Source organism: Paenibacillus alba (genome assembly GCF_013204855.1).
GTDB classification, from domain to species: Bacteria; Bacillota; Bacilli; order Paenibacillales; family NBRC-103111; genus Paenibacillus_E; species Paenibacillus_E alba.
Window position 1 is genome coordinate 33,664 of the sequence record NZ_JABMKZ010000039.1, and the last position, 15,917, is coordinate 49,580.

At 46.6% G+C, this 15,917-nt stretch carries 14 protein-coding genes and 1 pseudogene; 10 read left to right on the forward strand and 5 right to left on the reverse strand.

Features of this window, described 5'->3' with window-relative positions:
• Positions 1–295: 295 nt before the first annotated feature.
• Positions 296–532 (reverse strand): annotated as a pseudogene (locus HQN90_RS31245) (glutaminase); the annotation flags it as partial.
• A gap of 202 nt (positions 533–734) precedes the next feature.
• Here HQN90_RS31245 and HQN90_RS31250 point away from each other — a divergent pair.
• Genes HQN90_RS31250 through HQN90_RS31270 form a run of 5 tightly spaced genes read left to right on the forward strand, consistent with a single transcriptional unit; the run spans position 735 to position 4,003 of the window.
• The gene (locus tag HQN90_RS31250; RefSeq protein WP_173226419.1) at positions 735–1,301 is read left to right on the forward strand and encodes a sigma-70 family RNA polymerase sigma factor; all 567 of its coding nucleotides are present in this window, start codon (positions 735–737) and stop codon (positions 1,299–1,301) included.
• The gene (locus tag HQN90_RS31255; RefSeq protein ID WP_173226421.1) at positions 1,298–1,690 is read left to right on the forward strand and encodes a hypothetical protein; all 393 of its coding nucleotides are present in this window, start codon (positions 1,298–1,300) and stop codon (positions 1,688–1,690) included. Before HQN90_RS31250 ends, HQN90_RS31255 begins: the two co-directional genes overlap by 4 nt.
• Positions 1,691–1,726: 36 nt before the next feature.
• Entirely contained in the window at positions 1,727–2,176 is a 450-nt protein-coding gene (locus tag HQN90_RS31260; RefSeq protein ID WP_173226423.1) for a hypothetical protein, read from the forward strand.
• A gap of 41 nt (positions 2,177–2,217) precedes the next feature.
• A complete protein-coding gene (locus HQN90_RS31265) occupies positions 2,218–3,303 on the forward strand; it encodes a DUF4097 family beta strand repeat-containing protein (RefSeq protein ID WP_173226425.1) in 1,086 nt (361 codons plus the stop codon).
• 34 nt (positions 3,304–3,337) lie between these two features.
• Positions 3,338–4,003, forward strand: coding sequence for a DUF2306 domain-containing protein (locus HQN90_RS31270; RefSeq protein ID WP_246362928.1), 666 nt, complete (start codon positions 3,338–3,340; stop codon positions 4,001–4,003).
• Between the two features lie 626 nt (positions 4,004–4,629).
• Here the strand turns inward: HQN90_RS31270 and glsA are convergent.
• Positions 4,630–5,583: a glutaminase A gene (gene glsA / locus HQN90_RS31275; protein WP_173226429.1), complete on the reverse strand. Its 954-nt coding sequence runs from the start codon at positions 5,581–5,583 to the stop codon at positions 4,630–4,632.
• Positions 5,584–5,610: 27 nt separating this feature from the next.
• Entirely contained in the window at positions 5,611–6,531 is a 921-nt protein-coding gene (locus HQN90_RS31280) for an aldo/keto reductase (protein WP_173226431.1), read from the reverse strand.
• 132 nt (positions 6,532–6,663) lie between these two features.
• On the opposite strand from HQN90_RS31280, the gene lepB reads away from it, so the two are divergent.
• Complete coding sequence (gene lepB, locus HQN90_RS31285) at positions 6,664–7,185, forward strand: signal peptidase I (RefSeq protein WP_173226433.1); 522 nt, start codon at positions 6,664–6,666, stop codon at positions 7,183–7,185.
• Positions 7,186–7,240: 55 nt separating this feature from the next.
• Here lepB and HQN90_RS31290 read toward each other — a convergent pair whose 3' ends face one another.
• Both HQN90_RS31290 and HQN90_RS31295 read right to left on the reverse strand, forming a co-directional pair.
• The gene (locus tag HQN90_RS31290; protein WP_326070352.1) at positions 7,241–8,851 is read right to left on the reverse strand and encodes an MDR family MFS transporter; all 1,611 of its coding nucleotides are present in this window, start codon (positions 8,849–8,851) and stop codon (positions 7,241–7,243) included.
• 70 nt (positions 8,852–8,921) lie between these two features.
• Entirely contained in the window at positions 8,922–9,350 is a 429-nt protein-coding gene (locus HQN90_RS31295) for a MarR family winged helix-turn-helix transcriptional regulator (RefSeq protein WP_173226435.1), read from the reverse strand.
• A 523-nt stretch (positions 9,351–9,873) separates the two neighbouring features.
• On the opposite strand from HQN90_RS31295, the gene pheS reads away from it, so the two are divergent.
• From pheS to HQN90_RS31315, 4 genes are all read left to right on the forward strand, one after another.
• Positions 9,874–10,908, forward strand: coding sequence for a phenylalanine--tRNA ligase subunit alpha (gene pheS / locus HQN90_RS31300; protein ID WP_173226437.1), 1,035 nt, complete (start codon positions 9,874–9,876; stop codon positions 10,906–10,908).
• A 25-nt stretch (positions 10,909–10,933) separates the two neighbouring features.
• Entirely contained in the window at positions 10,934–13,363 is a 2,430-nt protein-coding gene (gene pheT, locus HQN90_RS31305; RefSeq protein ID WP_173226439.1) for a phenylalanine--tRNA ligase subunit beta, read from the forward strand.
• Between the two features lie 93 nt (positions 13,364–13,456).
• A complete protein-coding gene (gene zapA / locus HQN90_RS31310; RefSeq protein ID WP_173226441.1) occupies positions 13,457–15,286 on the forward strand; it encodes a cell division protein ZapA in 1,830 nt (609 codons plus the stop codon).
• Between the two features lie 11 nt (positions 15,287–15,297).
• Positions 15,298–15,846 (forward strand): CvpA family protein, encoded by a 549-nt coding sequence (locus HQN90_RS31315; protein ID WP_173226500.1) that lies wholly within the window; start codon positions 15,298–15,300, stop codon positions 15,844–15,846.
• The last annotated feature ends 71 nt before the right edge of the window (positions 15,847–15,917 follow it).

Sequence of the window (15,917 nt, forward strand, 5' to 3'; positions counted from 1 at the left end):
ACATTTATTTATAAAAACCTGCAATTGTGCATCCTTTTAAGCTTGGATTAACCTATAAACGTGAAATTCCTGCGATTCTGCAGGCTTTTGAGGCCTTTTCTTGATGACTGGATGGAAAAGTCGAAAATTCCTGCCTTATTGCAGGCTTTTCCATTTTTCACCTGATTATGTGGAAAAAACCTGCATTTTCGCAGGTTTTAACAGCATGTGAAACCATGCTCGATGGAAACGCCAGATCCCGATAACGTTAACGTGCTCAAAACAAGCTCCAATCGAATTCTTGCGACAGCTTGCCTAATAAGTGAACGCCGGCGGTGAAGTAAGCAAGCGAACGGTTGCGGTGCGCAGTATCGGACTCGGATTTGTAAACATCAGCATTGATTTCAAGCGAAGGATTATCCGCAATCTCCCGGAAAAATGTCACGATTCGTGCAATCTGCTCCGTTGAATCCTCGCCTGCAATCAAAGACGATATCGCGATAGCACCAGTATTGATAAGCGGGTTGAAAGGAATACCTGGTTCCACCAGCTCCTTACACCTGCTATCGACAGATGTTGATGATAAATAAAGAAAATTGGAAAATGACCTCTTTGAGAAAGTCCCGATGAGAAATCACATCGGGATTTTCTTTTTTATAAAGGAGAAAAGCATGTCAAGCAAACTTCATTGGGCTGGCTATTTCCATAAATAAACAAAAGTGTTGCAGTGGAATGACTGAAGGGAACGTCTAACTGTGGGAGAGACAGAGGAGGCGAGTGATCTGGAGGATCTGGAATATATACGGGCCGTTATCGCCGGTCACCGAGAGTCCTATGCCGAATTAGTCTTGCGATACCAAGGTATGGTATACCGTGTATGCCTGAAAATGACAGACGACCGTTTCTCAGCAGAAGATTTGGCGCAAGAGGTGTTCATACAGGCGTATCGAGCCCTTCCTTCGTACCGTGAGCAGTCGTCGTTCTCCACATGGCTTTACCAGATTACGGTTCGGAAATGTCTGGATTGGCGTCGATCAAGAGCTCGGGACCGACTGCATCGTTCCGATGCTAATCTGACAGAACAAGACACGGTCACTTGGCAAACGCCTGAACACGAACTGCTGGATAAAGAGCGGAACGAAAAGCTTCACCGGATGATCGAAGAACTGCAAGAGCCTTACCAGACTGTAGTTCGGTTGTACTATCTTCAATATTGCTCTTATCAGGATATTGCCAATCGAACCCAGTTGCCAATCAAAACCGTCGAATCCCAATTATATCGAGCGCGCCGAATAATGCGGGAAAGGGGGGAGGGATTATGATGAGGTGCGAAGATGCGCAACAACAGATGGCAGCCTTTGCTGTCGACAAGACGACGCTTGAGCTCTCCATTCTTCTAACTGAACATCTGGACGCGTGTCTAGACTGCCGTATTTGGCATGAGGAAGTGCTGGCTATGCTGCAAATCTGGATGGAAGAGGACCAGCCGATTCCGGAGATCGATATGGTGTCTGCCGTCATGGAGCAAATTGAAAGCTTACCTCCTGTCAAAAAATTGGGCTTCTCGAAGTTTACTGTTTTGTACCACTATGGAATCGCTGCTTCATTGGCATTCGCGTTATTTTACTTCGGTGTGTTTGAGCATGTGGGTATAAATATTTCCCACACGATCCAACACATGTCGGAAAAACATGTGTTACTGGATCGCTAAGATTCAGCTCCATATTCGGAAAAGGGAGTTGTCGCAATGGTTGGGACAAACAAAATAATAACCTTCCTGTTATCCTTCATTCCCGGGGTTGGGCATTTGTATTTGGGACTGAATAAACGGGGATTACAGTTTTTAATCGGCGGGTTTGCTTGTATTTCGCTCATTCCGCCGTTTCCCATGGTGTTCCCGTTTGTACTAGCGGTAATTTGGTTTTACGGGTTGTTTGACGCGCTGCAGAAGGCGACGCTGTTACATCAATATAGGTTGGATGCTGATCAAATTCAGACTTTGTACAAAGAAAATGCAATTCCTCCTCTGTGGATAGGCATCGGGTCAATTATGCTCGGTATTGTTGTTTTAAGCCGAATCCTTTTTCCCAAAGTGTGGTCATGGTTGCTTCAGGAGCAAAATAGCAGCATACTATTGGCTCTCGTGATCATTGGATTCGGAATCTGGCAAGTCAGCAAGCATGTCGGCAAAAAGTAGGGCAGCGTGAAACATGCTCGGAGCCGAAAGGGGACCGTAATGTGAAATCAAGAAAAATAGGTACTTTGACCTTAACATTCGGATTGATATTGACATGTATTCTAATCCTGATGAGATGGATGGATAGGGTCGCGATTCAGCTTTTCGAATATATAGGCCCAGCTCTTTTAATCGTATTCGGAATAGAAATCTTACGAGGCTTGTACTTCCAGTCCAAGACAGGGGAGAAGGTAACACTTGGCATGGGAAGCATTATGCTGCTAATCATCGTGTTGATGATCAACCTAGCGCAGTTTATTCTTCCTTGGCAACCGACGTTTAGCAGTCCGCTCGATGGAAAGGTTCAGGTGGGCAGCACGATCAAGCAAGTCGAGATCCAAATTCCTGACGGGAAAGTCAGCATTACCGGGACAACAGAACAAGTACTTTCGTATACCGGTCAATTAGCGTCAAAGGAGTCGTCGCAGTCGGAGGCGGACAAAGCGATTGCAGCGAACTGGAAAATTCGGACATCCGGGGATCGATTGGTGCTCACGCTGGAGCAGCCCTATTTCAGCCGCAATTTCAGTCTATTCGATTGGCTCCGCAAATCCCCAAGATCGCCGTACTTGAACGTCCAAGTTCCCCAAGATTTGTTGACGAAAGTGAGCACGAGCAACGGCGCAATCGAAGTCATGGATATGAAAGCCGATATGGAGATGAATACTCGCAATGGGCCCATCGCCGTCCAACAAGTTGAAGGCAATGTCAAAGCTGAAACCTCTAACGGTTCCATAGCAATGACAAAGGTTGAAGGATCCGCTTATATGGACACAAGTAACGGTTCCATTACGATTGCGAGCATCGCCGGCTCGGTATTTGCGAGAACATCTAATGGTGATATTCAGGCCACCTCTGTCGTAAATGAAGACTGGGAAAGTCATACATCGAATGGAACGATTAAGATGACCCTATCCGGGGAGCCAAATGTTACTATTCAAGCGAAAACATCGAACGGCAGCATAGGTGGAGACGCCACATGGCAAATCGACGGAAATGGTAAATATTCGAGCACGATGGGAACAGGTTCCCACGCGATGCTTTTGTCTACAACCAATGGAAAAATTCAAGTGTTTCGGTCAAAGTGAAGGTATATCGACAGGGATAGAGGAGGGAATATCGTTGGGTAAAATCACAATCCGCATCGTTGTCTTTGTTTTGGCTTTTGGCATATGCGCCTATGCGCTAATCCAATACGGTTTTTTCAGTGCCAAAGATGCCGGCTTCGTCTCCATCAAGCTTAGGAAGCCCGATTTCCATCTAGAGCCGTGGGTCTATGTCCTGTATGCTCACATCATTACTGCCGTTTTGGCTCTTGTGATCGGTCCGTTTCAACTGTTCTTGAAGCCTACTAGCCTGAAACGGGTCAAGAGGCACCGTATGCTCGGCTATACGTATGTTCTATCCGTTTCGATTAGCGGGCTCGTCAGTGTATATTTATCTCTATATGCGACAGGCGGGTGGGTGGCTGGACTAGGTTTTCTACTGTTAGATGTACTATGGGTTAGTGTCACTTGGATAAGTGTGAACAAAGTAGCAGTACTGGGCGATATTCAGGCACACAAGGAATGGATGCTGCGGAGCTATGCTCTCACTTTTGCTGCCGTTACGCTGAGGCTCTGGCTCCCTGTATTACTGATTCTTTACGATGGCAGCTTTATTGCCGCTTATCATGTCGTCGCATGGCTGTGCTGGATTCCCAATTTACTATTCATCGAGACGGTCATTCGATTCCGTCAGAAGCGCAATTCAAGTAAAGGCAATCATCAAATATCGAAGATCACATAGCTATGGCTGCTGGATGCGTGCCTCTGAGCCTGCACCCACTAAAGAACCCAAAGCCACTTTCGCGGCTTTGGGTTAACTTGAACTATAGCTTCTATTTTTGTAATAACTGCTTCCTTGGTGAAAGAGACAACTGCTCTATTACGATTGAATTTTTTGCGTAATATAACGCTGGTTATACGCTGATCCCACAGTACTTTTCGAAATTTATAGCGAGTAAAGCTCATATCCATACGAGGAATGCTTCATGCTAAGCATCTCAGCTTGAGCAGATTTATACGCAACGCCTGCGTGTGCGCAGTCTGGATTTTTACAAACATAAGCCATGCTCCATGCATGGATGCTAATCTGTCGTAGTTTTTTTGATGAACTCACATTTATTTATAAAAACCTGCAATTGTGCATCCTTTTAAGCTTGGATTAACCTATAAACGTGAAATTCCTGCGATTCTGCAGGCTTTTGAGGCCTTTTCTTGATGACTGGATGGAAAAGTGGAAAATTCCTGCCTTATTGCGGGCTTTTCCACTTTTCATCTGATTTTATGGAAAAAACCTGCATTTTCGCAGGTTTTAACAGCATGTGAAACCATGCTCGATGGAAACGCCAGATCCCGATAACGTTAACGTGCTCAAAACAAGCTCCAATCGAATTCCTGCGATAGCTTGCCCAATAAGTGAACGCCGGCGGTGCTGTTGCCTTTGCGATTCAGGGGCGGGCTGACTACGCCGATCCCGTATTGCCCAGGCACCATCGATAAAATGCTGCCGGACACCCCGCTTTTGGCAGGCAAGCCAACGTTCATGGCGAATTCGCCTGACGCATTGTACATGCCGCAGGTAAACATGAACGTCTTGGCGATCTGTACGAAGCGCCGCGGAATAAGACGTTGATTGCGAATCGGATCAACCCCGTTATGAGCGAGAACGAGTGCCATTCTAGCTAAGTCCGTACAGTTGACCTCGATGGAGCAATGGCTGAAATAGTTGCGAAGCACGTCATCTACTTCACAGTCGAGCACACCGTTGTCTTTCAAGAAGTAAGCAAGCGAACGATTGCGGTGCGCAGTATCGGACTCGGATTTGTAAACATCAGCATTGATTTCAAGTGAAGGATTATCCGCAATCTCCCGGAAAAATGTCACGATTCGTGCAATCTGCTCCGTTGAATCCTTGCCTGCAATTAAAGACGATATCGCGATAGCACCGGCATTGATAAGCGGGTTGAAAGGAATACCTGGTTCCACCAGCTCCAGCTTCAGCATGGAGTTGAAATCATCACCGGTGGGCTCCATGCCTACCTTAGAGAAGACAGCCGCTTCGCCATTATCCATTAATGCGAGAATTAGCGTAAATACTTTTGAAATACTTTGTAAAGTGAATCGGAAATTGGAATCCCCGGCTGCAGCGATGCTGCCGCTTGCATCCATGATGCAGATTCCTAATATATCCGCAGGCGCATTGGCAAGTTCAGGAATGTAGGAAGCAACATGACCATCTGTTGTACGTTTCTTGCTTTCGGTAACCCACTCCCCCAAATGGTCTGTGAGCTGCTTCCATGTTTGATCGTGTGGGTTGTGACTCATCTTGAAGTCATTCCTTCCTTATTACGCCTAGGCTTTCCAAGCTTGCGGGTGGTTGTCGCTGATCAAATCTGTAGCACTGGCGTTTGCGATGACTTGTTCAGGGTTTTTGCAGCCAGGAATAACCGTAGTGACGGCATCGTGCTTCAGGCACCAAGCAAGTGCCCATTTGGCCATGTCCATCCCTTGTGGTACTTCGTCTTGTTGAATACGCTGGACTTCTTCCAGCTTCTGTTTCACACTGTCCGCGTCGTGACGGTGACGAACATCCGTATTGCCGAACACAGCACCTGGCTTATATTTACCGCTCAAATAGCCGCTAGCAAGAGGAACCCGGGCTAGAACGCCTAGATCTTGGCTCACACATGAAGGGAAGACAAGCTCCTCAGGGGCGCGGTCCAAGCGGTTGTAGACGACTTGAATCGCTTTGGAGTTAACCTTGCTGGAAGCTTCTGTTTGGTGGATATTCGCATTGCTGCCGATGGAAGTGCCCAGATGACGAATTTTACCAGCTTGCACTTGCTTGTTGAGCGTAGTCCACAGGAGATCATTATCAAAAAGAGTATCCGGTCCGGAATGGAATTGATACAAATCAATGTAGTCCGTATGTAAAGATTTTAAGGAATCATCCAATTGCTTGATAACCCCTTCAGCACTGAAATCGTCCGTTCTAGTAAACAAATCGTGGAAATGATGACCGAATTTCGTAGCCACGACCCACTTCTCGCGATTGCGGCGTGATAAATAATTGCCAATGAACGACTCTGACAAATGGTCGCCATAGCATTCGGCGGTATCGATTAAGTTGATGCCCACCTCAGCTGCCTGGTCAAGGATGGCGTCGACTTCAGCCTGTGTATAGGTAAGTCCCCATTCCCCTCCGAATTGCCAAGTGCCAACTCCAACGATGGAAACTTTCAAATCTGTTTTCCCAAGTCTACGATATTTCATGATTATCACTCTCCTATTTAGGTTTCAACCTCATTATACAACAAACTTTTATTTTATATTAATGTACGTTCGCGCTAGATCATCTAATGTGTATATAGATATCATCCGTCACAGAAAGGAAGTCATATTACGATGAAAATGATTTTGAAAACCTTGAAAGAATGGGTGCCCAGTATCGCAGTTGCCGTAATCGCGGCGCTAATTATCAATACGTATGTGGCTCAGGCTGTTACGGTGCCAACCGGTTCCATGCTTCCAACCATCCAGTTAAAAGACGAATTGATCGTGGAGAAAATGAAGCCGTTAACCGATTTCAGCTTCGGTGATATCGTGGTCTTCTGGCCGCCGCTGGCCAATAACAAGGACCGCTACGTCAAGCGTTTGATAGGTTTACCCGGAGATACGATAGAAATCAAAGATGGCAGCCTGATTCGTAATGGTCAAAAAGTGGATGAGCCCTACGTGAAATCTGCGATGACCTACACATTTAAACAAGTAACAGTTCCAGCAGGGAATTACCTTTTCCTCGGCGATAACCGAAATGAAAGTTACGATTCACACCTGTGGCCAACTCCATTCGTCCCAGAGAAGGATTTGATCGGCAAAGCGGTATTTCGTTTGTTTCCGCTGAGTCATATGGGAACAATCGAATAGAGAGAAAATCAAACACACCCGTCAGGAGATAGCAACTCCTGACGGGTGTGTTCCGTTATGCGGGATTTGGCGAAAGCTCTTTCTCGTCTTTTGGTTTCGATTTGCGATCGGACACTTTAATGTTGCCGACGAACAAAGTAAGCACGGCCCCAAGCAAGACGAACACTAAGCCTACGATGAACACTTGGTGAAGGGAAGTAACCAGCGCATTTTTGAGAATAGGCAACATATGCTCGACGAATTCTTTTGGCATTTTGGCCAATGCCTCCGGACTTAACAGAGAAGAATACAGCGACTGAGGGTTCGTGTGAACCATTCCTGTCATTTGATTCGCTAGCTCACTCGCTTCTGCGGGCAGCTGCTTAACGACGGGCAACAAGTTTTGTTCTAATAAAACCGTTGATTTATGATTCATGATGGCCCCCAGAATCGTCATCCCGAAGGTTCCCCCGATTTGACGGAAGAATTGGCTGGAAGAGGTAACGACGCCAAGCTCTGATTTCGGGAAACTTTCCTGCAAGGCAAGCGTCAGGATTGGCATAACAAGCCCCATACCAAGACCAAGGACCAACATATAGCTGGATGCGATCAATTTGGTTGTATCAATACCCATTGTGCTGAGTAAATAAAAGCCTGCAGCCATGATGACCATACCGACCAGCATTTGCCGCTTGATTCCGATTTTATGGATGAATTGACCGGAAACAACGCTGGCCGCAATCATCGTAAGCATAAGCGGCGTCATAACGGTACCGGATGCAGATGCGCTGATGCCGACAATGCCTTGCATGAAGAGCGGGACGAACATGATCGCGCCGAACATGCCGACAGACATCAGGAAACCTATGCCGTTAATGGTTGAAAAGGTTCTGTTTTTGAATAATCGAACAGGTAGAATAGGCTCTTGCGCTTTGCTTTCAATAATGACGAAGGAAACCAAGGATACGACAGCTAGTGCGATCATGCCAATGATTTGCCAAGATGACCAAGCGAAGTCTTTGCCACCGAAAGTTAAAGCAAGCAATAAGCTGACAACCCCGACAATCATGGTGACGATACCTGGAATGTCGAATTTTACTTTTCCTGTTGCTTTGTGTTTAGGCAGGGCAAAGGCGATTAGGATAACAGCTAGGATACCGACCGGAAGGTTGATGTAGAAAACCCAGCGCCAGTTCCATGCGTCAACAATCCACCCGCCGACTTGGGGCCCAATAACGGAAGATAAACCGAAAATAGCTCCGAAAACACCTTGCCATTTGGCACGTTGTTTGCCAGTGAACAAGTCACCGATAATAATCATAGCCATCGGCATCATAATACCGCCGCCCAAACCTTGCAAGCCGCGGAACAAAATTAGTTCCGTCATGTTCTGAGACATCCCGCAAAGGGCGGAAGCTCCGATAAAGATAACTAAACCCGTTACATAAATGACACGGCGGCCGATTAAATCGGCGAGTTTACCTGCAATTGGAACAACAACCGTCGATGTTAGCATGTAAGCTGTGGTCAACCAAGCCATGAGCCCGAGACCACCGAATTCGCCGACGATGCGCGGCATAGCTGTACCAACAATGGTACCGTCCAAGGCGCCGAAAAGCATGGCAATGATGAGACCTGTTAACAGGAGGCCACGATTTTTAAGCTCGGGCGCTGTTTCTGCTTCAATGGAATCGGTAGATGTTGATTTTTGAATGTTTTCCACTTGAATCACTCCTTATTGTAATAAAAGAAATAAATTAATAATAAGTATTCAGCTTCTCAAAAGCATTCACAAGAACATGTCGATCTTCCGGAGAAAGCTCAGAAAGTCCACGTGCAATAACGTCCCTCTGTACATTCTCAGTCATCTTGATGATAGCTTTCCCTGTATCCGTTACTTCAACCAAAACAATGCGTCGATCCGTCTCGTGATGTCTGCGAATAACATGCCCGCTCTGGACTAGACGATCAATCATCACCGTGATTGCACTAGGTTTGACGCCCATCTTCTCAGCCAGGTGGGATTGTTTGGGCATGCCTTCTTTGGCAATCATGAATAGCAGGAACAACTGCGGCCTGGTTAGGTCGGTATCCAACTGGGAGAGAACAGCTAAGCTGATTTTACGATGAGTCGTTTCCAGCGTTGTACGGAAGCGATCGGTGTAAGCAAGCAAATCATCTTCCATGGCAAAACCTCCTCCGAAATTTCATTAAATTTTTGAATATTTAAATAATGAAATTGTTATAATAATTAATAGTTAAACTGTTTAAGTAAAATATACGCCGATCGCTTTTCGATGTCAACAGGAATTTTTGCCTTTTAAGGCGGTTCAACTTGCATCTCCAACGTATCTTGCATATAATAACTGATACATATACGTGGAAATGCTTTGACGGAGAAGAGTACGCAGTGCTTCTTGACAGGGAGGGAAAGCCGAAGATTGAGAGCGGTCCCCGAGAATCAGGCTGCTGAAGTTCGCTCCCGAGCAGTCCTTTGAACAGAAAGCTAGAATTAGCTTCTAAGTAGAGGGAACCGGACACATTGTCCGTTATCTGGAATGAAGTGAGATTTATTCATGGGGCTTATTTGCTTATGAACGAATCTAATTAGGGTGGTACCACGGCTTTTCGTCCCTTGCGAGGGAGCGGAAGGTCTTTTTTGTGTTTTCATTTCAGGCGATAGAGGGGCCTAATTCAGGAGGGATTGCAATGAAAGAGCGGTTAGAAGCTTTAAAGCTAGAAGCGCTGCAAGAGCTAAGCGGCGTGCAAAGTCAGCAGGAGCTGAACGATTTACGGATTAAGTATTTGGGTAAAAAAGGGCCATTAACCGAGGTTCTGCGCGGTATGGGCGCTTTGAGTGCAGAAGAAAGACCGGTGATCGGCCAAGTAGCGAATGATGTTCGTGCTGCGATCGAAGCGGTCATTGAAGAGAAGCAAGCGGCGTATCAACAGCAAGAAACGGAAAACAGACTTCGCGCAGAAATGATTGATGTCACGTTGCCAGGTCGCCCGTCTCAGCAAGGTGCTGTGCATCCGCTTAGCAAAGTCATTCAAGAAATTGAAGATATCTTCATCGGTATGGGCTATACGGTTGCTGAAGGTCCAGAAGTAGAGCAGGACTACTACAATTTCGAGGCGCTTAATTTGCCGAAGGATCACCCTGCGCGCGATATGCAAGATTCGTTCTATATTACCGATGAGATTCTGATGCGAACCCAGACTTCACCCGTTCAAGTTCGGACGATGGAGAAACGCAAAGGCGAGGTTCCGATTAAAATCATTTGCCCAGGCAAGGTTTACCGCCGCGATGATGATGATGCGACACATTCTCATATGTTTACCCAAATTGAAGGTCTGGTTATCGACCGCAACGTAAGAATGAGCGATTTGAAAGGAACGCTGCTTCAATTCGTACAAGAGATGTACGGCAAAGAGACGCGCATTCGCTTGCGTCCGAGCTTTTTCCCATTCACAGAGCCAAGTGTTGAAGTTGACGTTAGCTGTGCGATGTGTGGCGGCGTAGGCTGCCGGACATGCAAACAAACAGGCTGGTTGGAAATTCTTGGAGCGGGTATGGTGCATCCGCGCGTGCTTGAGATGGGTGGCTATGATCCCAAAGAATATACCGGTTTTGCATTTGGCATGGGCGTAGAGCGCATTGCTATGCTGAAATACGGGATTGAAGATATTCGTCATTTTTATACCAATGATTTGCGATTCTTAAAGCAATTCTTACACTTGTAAGCAAGAGGAAAAGGAGGGGTTAAACATGAAGGTTTCTTATCAATGGTTATCGGAATATGTGGATGTAACAGGCTTCACAGCAGAGGAATTAGCAGAAAAATTAACCCGAAGCGGCATCGAAGTGGATATCGTGGAGGATCGCAATAAAGGTGTAACCAACGTTGTCGTAGGTTATGTCAAAACACGTGAAAAACATCCGGACGCTGATAAACTAAGCGTTTGTACGATTGATGCAGGACAAGGCGAAGACTTGCAGATCGTTTGCGGAGCCAAAAATGTGGAGGCAGGACAAAAAGTGCCTGTCGCAATGATTGGCGCTGTGCTTCCTGGCGGACTGCAAATTAAACGTGCTAAGCTGCGCGGCGTCGAATCTCAAGGAATGATTTGCTCAGCCAAGGAACTTGGACTCAATGACAAGCTCCTGCCCAAAGAAATTCAGGAGGGTATTCTAGTTCTCCCGGAAGATACAGAAATCGGCAGCTCTGTTCTGGATGTTCTGGCGATCAATGATAAAGTGCTGGACCTCGATTTGACACCGAATCGTTCAGATTGTTTGAGCATGCTTGGAGCAGCGTACGAAATCGCAGCTATTCTTGGCCGCAGTGTGAAGCTGCCTGATGCAGAAACAGCTGGAACAAGCGCTGTCAAAGCTTCGGACCGTATCAGCGTGAACATTACGGCAACAGAGCAGTGCACGCATTACGCCGCTCGTTTAATCGAAGGCGTTCGCGTTGGCACCTCTCCGCTGTGGATCCAGAACCGATTGATGGCCGCAGGTATCCGCCCGATCAACAACATCGTAGACATCACGAATTTCGTGATGCTTGAATATGGTCAGCCGCTTCACGCCTTTGATGCAGAGCAGCTGAACAACGGTCATATCGACGTACGCCTCGCTGCAGCCGGCGAGATGCTCGTAACGCTTGATGATGTGGAACGTACGCTGGAGCCGCACATGCTGCTCGTAACGGACGGTACGAAGCCTGTAGCGATCGCTGGTGTCATGGGCGGAGCTAACTCTGAAGTGACCGATGGCACGACGCGGATCCTGCTGGAATCCGCGAAGTTCGCAGGCAGCTCCGTGCGCCGCACTTCGCGCCAGTTGGGCCTTCGCTCTGAAGCGAGTCTTCGCTTCGAGAAAGAAGTCAACCCGGAAGCCGTGCTTCCGGCCTTGAACCGTGCGGCTGCGCTAATTGCTCAGTACGCAGCAGGTCAAGTCGCTGACGGCATCGTCGAAGCCGTAGCAGGCTCACACAAGCCGGTCAGCATCCAGCTAGCCGCTGACCGTGTGAATAAATATCTCGGCACTGAACTTTCTTTGGCCGAGATGGGTCAAATTATCGAGCGCCTGCATTTCACTTATGAGCAGGCGGGCGAAGGCGCGCTGCTCGTGCATGTGCCGAGCCGCCGCGGAGACATTACACGGGATGTCGATTTGATCGAAGAAGTGGCACGCCTCTTCGGCTACGACAACATCCCGACGACCTTGATGAGCGGTGTGACCACACCAGGCTCCTTGTCCAAAGAACAGTCGATCCGCCGTATTACACGGAATTTGCTGACACAAAGCGGCCTGCATGAAGTCATCACGTATTCCTTCACGCATCCGAATCAAACGACCTCGCTGCCTGGTTTATATCCAGCTGCGAAGCCAATCTCCCTCGCAATGCCAATGAGCGAGGATCGAAGTCAATTGCGTACCAGCCTGCTTCCGCATTTGCTGGACGTTGTAAGTTATAACCGCAACCGTACGATGGATGATGTGGCCATTTTTGAAATCGGCAAAGTTTTCCTCACGGACGAAGAGACCTTAACAACCTTGCCGCAAGAGAAGCTTCTTCTGTCTATCGTATTGACGGGCAAACGCCGCCAAGCACATTGGGCGCAAAAATCAGAAGCCGTTGATTTCTATGATATCAAAGGGATTTTTGACCGGCTTGTGAGCTACCTAGGTGTGAAAGGGTTAACTTATCAATCCGCATCACCGGATGGCTTCCACCCAGGGCGTACAGCGGAGCTTGTGCTTAATCAAAAGGTAATCGGCCGAATGGGACAGCTGCATCCTACGGTTCAACAACAGCGTGACCTCGATGACACTTACGTTCTCGAAATGGATTTCTCTCCGATCTTGGAAGCTGCTGGCGATGCCATCGTGTACAAATTGCTGCCGCGTTACCCATCCATTGGGCGCGACATTGCTGTCGTGGTGAAAGCTAACGTTCCCGTTGGCCTGATGGAGCAATCCATCAAAGAAGTAGCTGGTGAGTTGTTAGAATCCATTCAAGTTTTCGACATCTATACAGGAGAGCGATTAGGCGCTGATCGCAAGAGTGTAGCCATCGCTTTGGTCTACCGCCACGCCGAAAGAACACTCCTGGATGAAGAAGTCACAGAGCTGCATGCCAAAGTTGTTCAAACCCTAGAACAGCAATATGAGGCAGAGTTAAGAAAATAGTGCAACTTTCCATTTAAGTTGCAGGAAAACAGGCTGGTCTTATCGAAATTACACTCGATAGGGCCAGCCTTTCATCTAAGGGAGGATTTAAAAGTGACAATTGAAGATAAATCGAGAATTACCGTTGATATATATGGACACCAATATAAGTTAAAAGCAAGCAACAGCACTAATTACATGAAGAGTGTTGCCGAATACGTGAACGACCAAATGACGCGCATTGCCAAGGGGTATCCACGACTGGATTCCCAGCGGATCGCTGTCCTTGCCGCCGTTAATATGGCTGATGAATGCTTCCGCATGAACGAAGTCATGGAAGAGCTGAGCAAAACTCAAAAAGAGCATGAAGCAACCAAAGCAGCTCATGAGAAATTATTGGCAGCCTACAACGATTTAAAACAAGAGAAAGAAAGTCAGCAAGCCTTAATCAATGAGCATAAAGCAACACTTGCCCAAACGAATCAAGAGCTCGAGCAAGCCAAAGAAGAAGCGCTGAAAACAAAAAAAGAGCAGGATCAAGTGAAGCAGCAGCTACAGCAAGCGAAGCAGCAACAAGAGAGTGCGAAACAGCAGCATGATCAAGCCAAACAGCAAGCTGAACAAATCAAGCAGCAATTGGAGCAAGAAAAACGTCAACAAACCCAAGTGAGACAATTGTTGGAGCAAGAACAAAAGCAGCATCAACAAATCAAACAGCAGCTGGAACAATCCAAACAGCAACACCAACAGACGAGACAGCAATTAGAGCAAGAGAAGCAGCAGCTAATTGAAGCCAAACAGCAGCAAGAGAAAGTGAATCAATCGCTGGAGCAAGAACAAAAGCAGCATCAACAAATCAAGCAGCAGCTGGAACAGATCAAACAGCAGCACCAACAGACGAGACAACAATTAGAGCAAGAGAAACAGCAGCTAACTGAAGCCAAACAGCAGCAAGAGAAAGCTGATCAATCGCTGGAGCAAGAACAAAAGCAGCATGAACAAATGAAACAGCAGCTGGAACAGATTAAACAACAACAGCTGCAAACGAAACAGCAATTGGACCAAGAGAAACAGCAGCAAATCGAAGCCAAACAGCAGCAAGACAAAGTGAATCAATTGCTGAATCAAGAAAAGCAGCAGCATCAGCAAACAAAGCAGCTTCTGGAGCAGGCTAAGAAGCAGAACCACAACGTTACAAAACAGCTGGAAGAAGACAAACAGCAGCGAGACGAAGTATTGCAGCTGCAAGATCAGTTGCAGCAAGCACTTGAGCAAGAAAAGCAGTACCACCAGCAATTGAAAGTGCAGCTTGAGCAGGAGAAACAGCAAAGAGCCGCTCAATTACAAAAGCTGAACGAACAGTACCGGGCTGAAAAGATCACGCTATCGCAGATCCATCAGAAAGATACAGATGAGCTGAAACAGCATTATAACGGGGAAAAAGAACAAATCAAACAACAGCTGGCGCAACAATATGAACGAGATAAAGAAACCATCAAAGCAAAGCATGATGAGGAGCTCAAGCAAATCAGCGCTATGCATCAAGACGACATAAACGAGAGATTAAAGCTCTCCGAGCAAGAGAAAGGCGAGCTTGTCGGGAACTATCAAGAACAACAAACGAACATTATTCAACAGTTTGAAAGCCAAAAGGAAACGATAATCAAGTTATATAAAAGCCAGATAGAAACTTTATTGGCACAGGAGCAAGCTAAGCGAAGCGCACTCGCCAGTCGTTTTGAGGAAGAAAAAGCAAGGTTGCTCGCCCAGATACAGCAAGAAAAAGAAGAGCTGATGCAGCAAAGCGTGAATGATGAAGATCAGCTTAAGGAATTTCAACGAATCAAGGAAGAATACAGAGAACTGCGCGAAGAATATGCGAAACTGCAAAATGAATATAACGAATGGATCGAGCTTGTAGAAACAGATAGCCCCAGCAGGTAGCCTACGTGACAATGAACACTTTAGATTATGTCTTGTTGGCAATAGTCGCATTGGGTTTATTGCTTGGTTATTTTAGAGGTTTCATAGCCCAAATTGTTTCAATTTCAGGCTTCATCTTAGCGTATCTCGTTGCCTTTTATTTTTACAAAGATTTTGCGCCCTATCTTCGCAATGCCATCTCATTACCAACGTATCAGAATTATCAGAAATACGAATTTATCGTAAAAGGGCTCAATCTGGATACGTATATCCTGAATGCAATTGCTTTCGCTCTGTTATTTTTTGGCGTCAAATTTGCGCTTGTTTTCATCGGCAGGGCACTGAATATTTTGGCCAAGACCCCAGGACTGAATTTTATTAATCGCTGGAGCGGGGCGCTTCTGGGACTAGCTGAAGCCTTATTGATCATTATTATAGCCGTCAATGTTATTACGATCATCCCTTCGGATGGACTCCAAAAGCTGCTCGCAAGCTCTACCCTGGCTCCGTATCTAATCAATGAACTTCCTAATATAGCAGGCAAGCTCCAAGACCTGTGGAAGCAAGGAATACCCATATAGAAGCTGCTCTTTTCTAATCTGTTTAGAAAGGGCAGCTTCTATTTGCATGTAGCATCACGCGCGATAGAATG

Excerpts from the sequence above, each read along its gene's own strand:
- HQN90_RS31280 (WP_173226431.1), bottom strand. The coding sequence starts at position 6,531 with ATGAAATATCGTAGACTTGGGAAAACAGATTTGAAAGTTTCCATCGTT.
- pheS (WP_173226437.1), top strand. The coding sequence starts at position 9,874 with ATGAAAGAGCGGTTAGAAGCTTTAAAGCTAGAAGCGCTGCAAGAGCTA.
- HQN90_RS31315 (WP_173226500.1), top strand. The coding sequence starts at position 15,298 with ATGAACACTTTAGATTATGTCTTGTTGGCAATAGTCGCATTGGGTTTA.
- lepB (WP_173226433.1), top strand. The coding sequence starts at position 6,664 with ATGAAAATGATTTTGAAAACCTTGAAAGAATGGGTGCCCAGTATCGCA.
- HQN90_RS31260 (WP_173226423.1), top strand. The coding sequence starts at position 1,727 with ATGGTTGGGACAAACAAAATAATAACCTTCCTGTTATCCTTCATTCCC.
- HQN90_RS31255 (WP_173226421.1), top strand. The coding sequence starts at position 1,298 with ATGATGAGGTGCGAAGATGCGCAACAACAGATGGCAGCCTTTGCTGTC.
- glsA (WP_173226429.1), bottom strand. The coding sequence starts at position 5,583 with ATGAGTCACAACCCACACGATCAAACATGGAAGCAGCTCACAGACCAT.
- HQN90_RS31295 (WP_173226435.1), bottom strand. The coding sequence starts at position 9,350 with ATGGAAGATGATTTGCTTGCTTACACCGATCGCTTCCGTACAACGCTG.
- pheT (WP_173226439.1), top strand. The coding sequence starts at position 10,934 with ATGAAGGTTTCTTATCAATGGTTATCGGAATATGTGGATGTAACAGGC.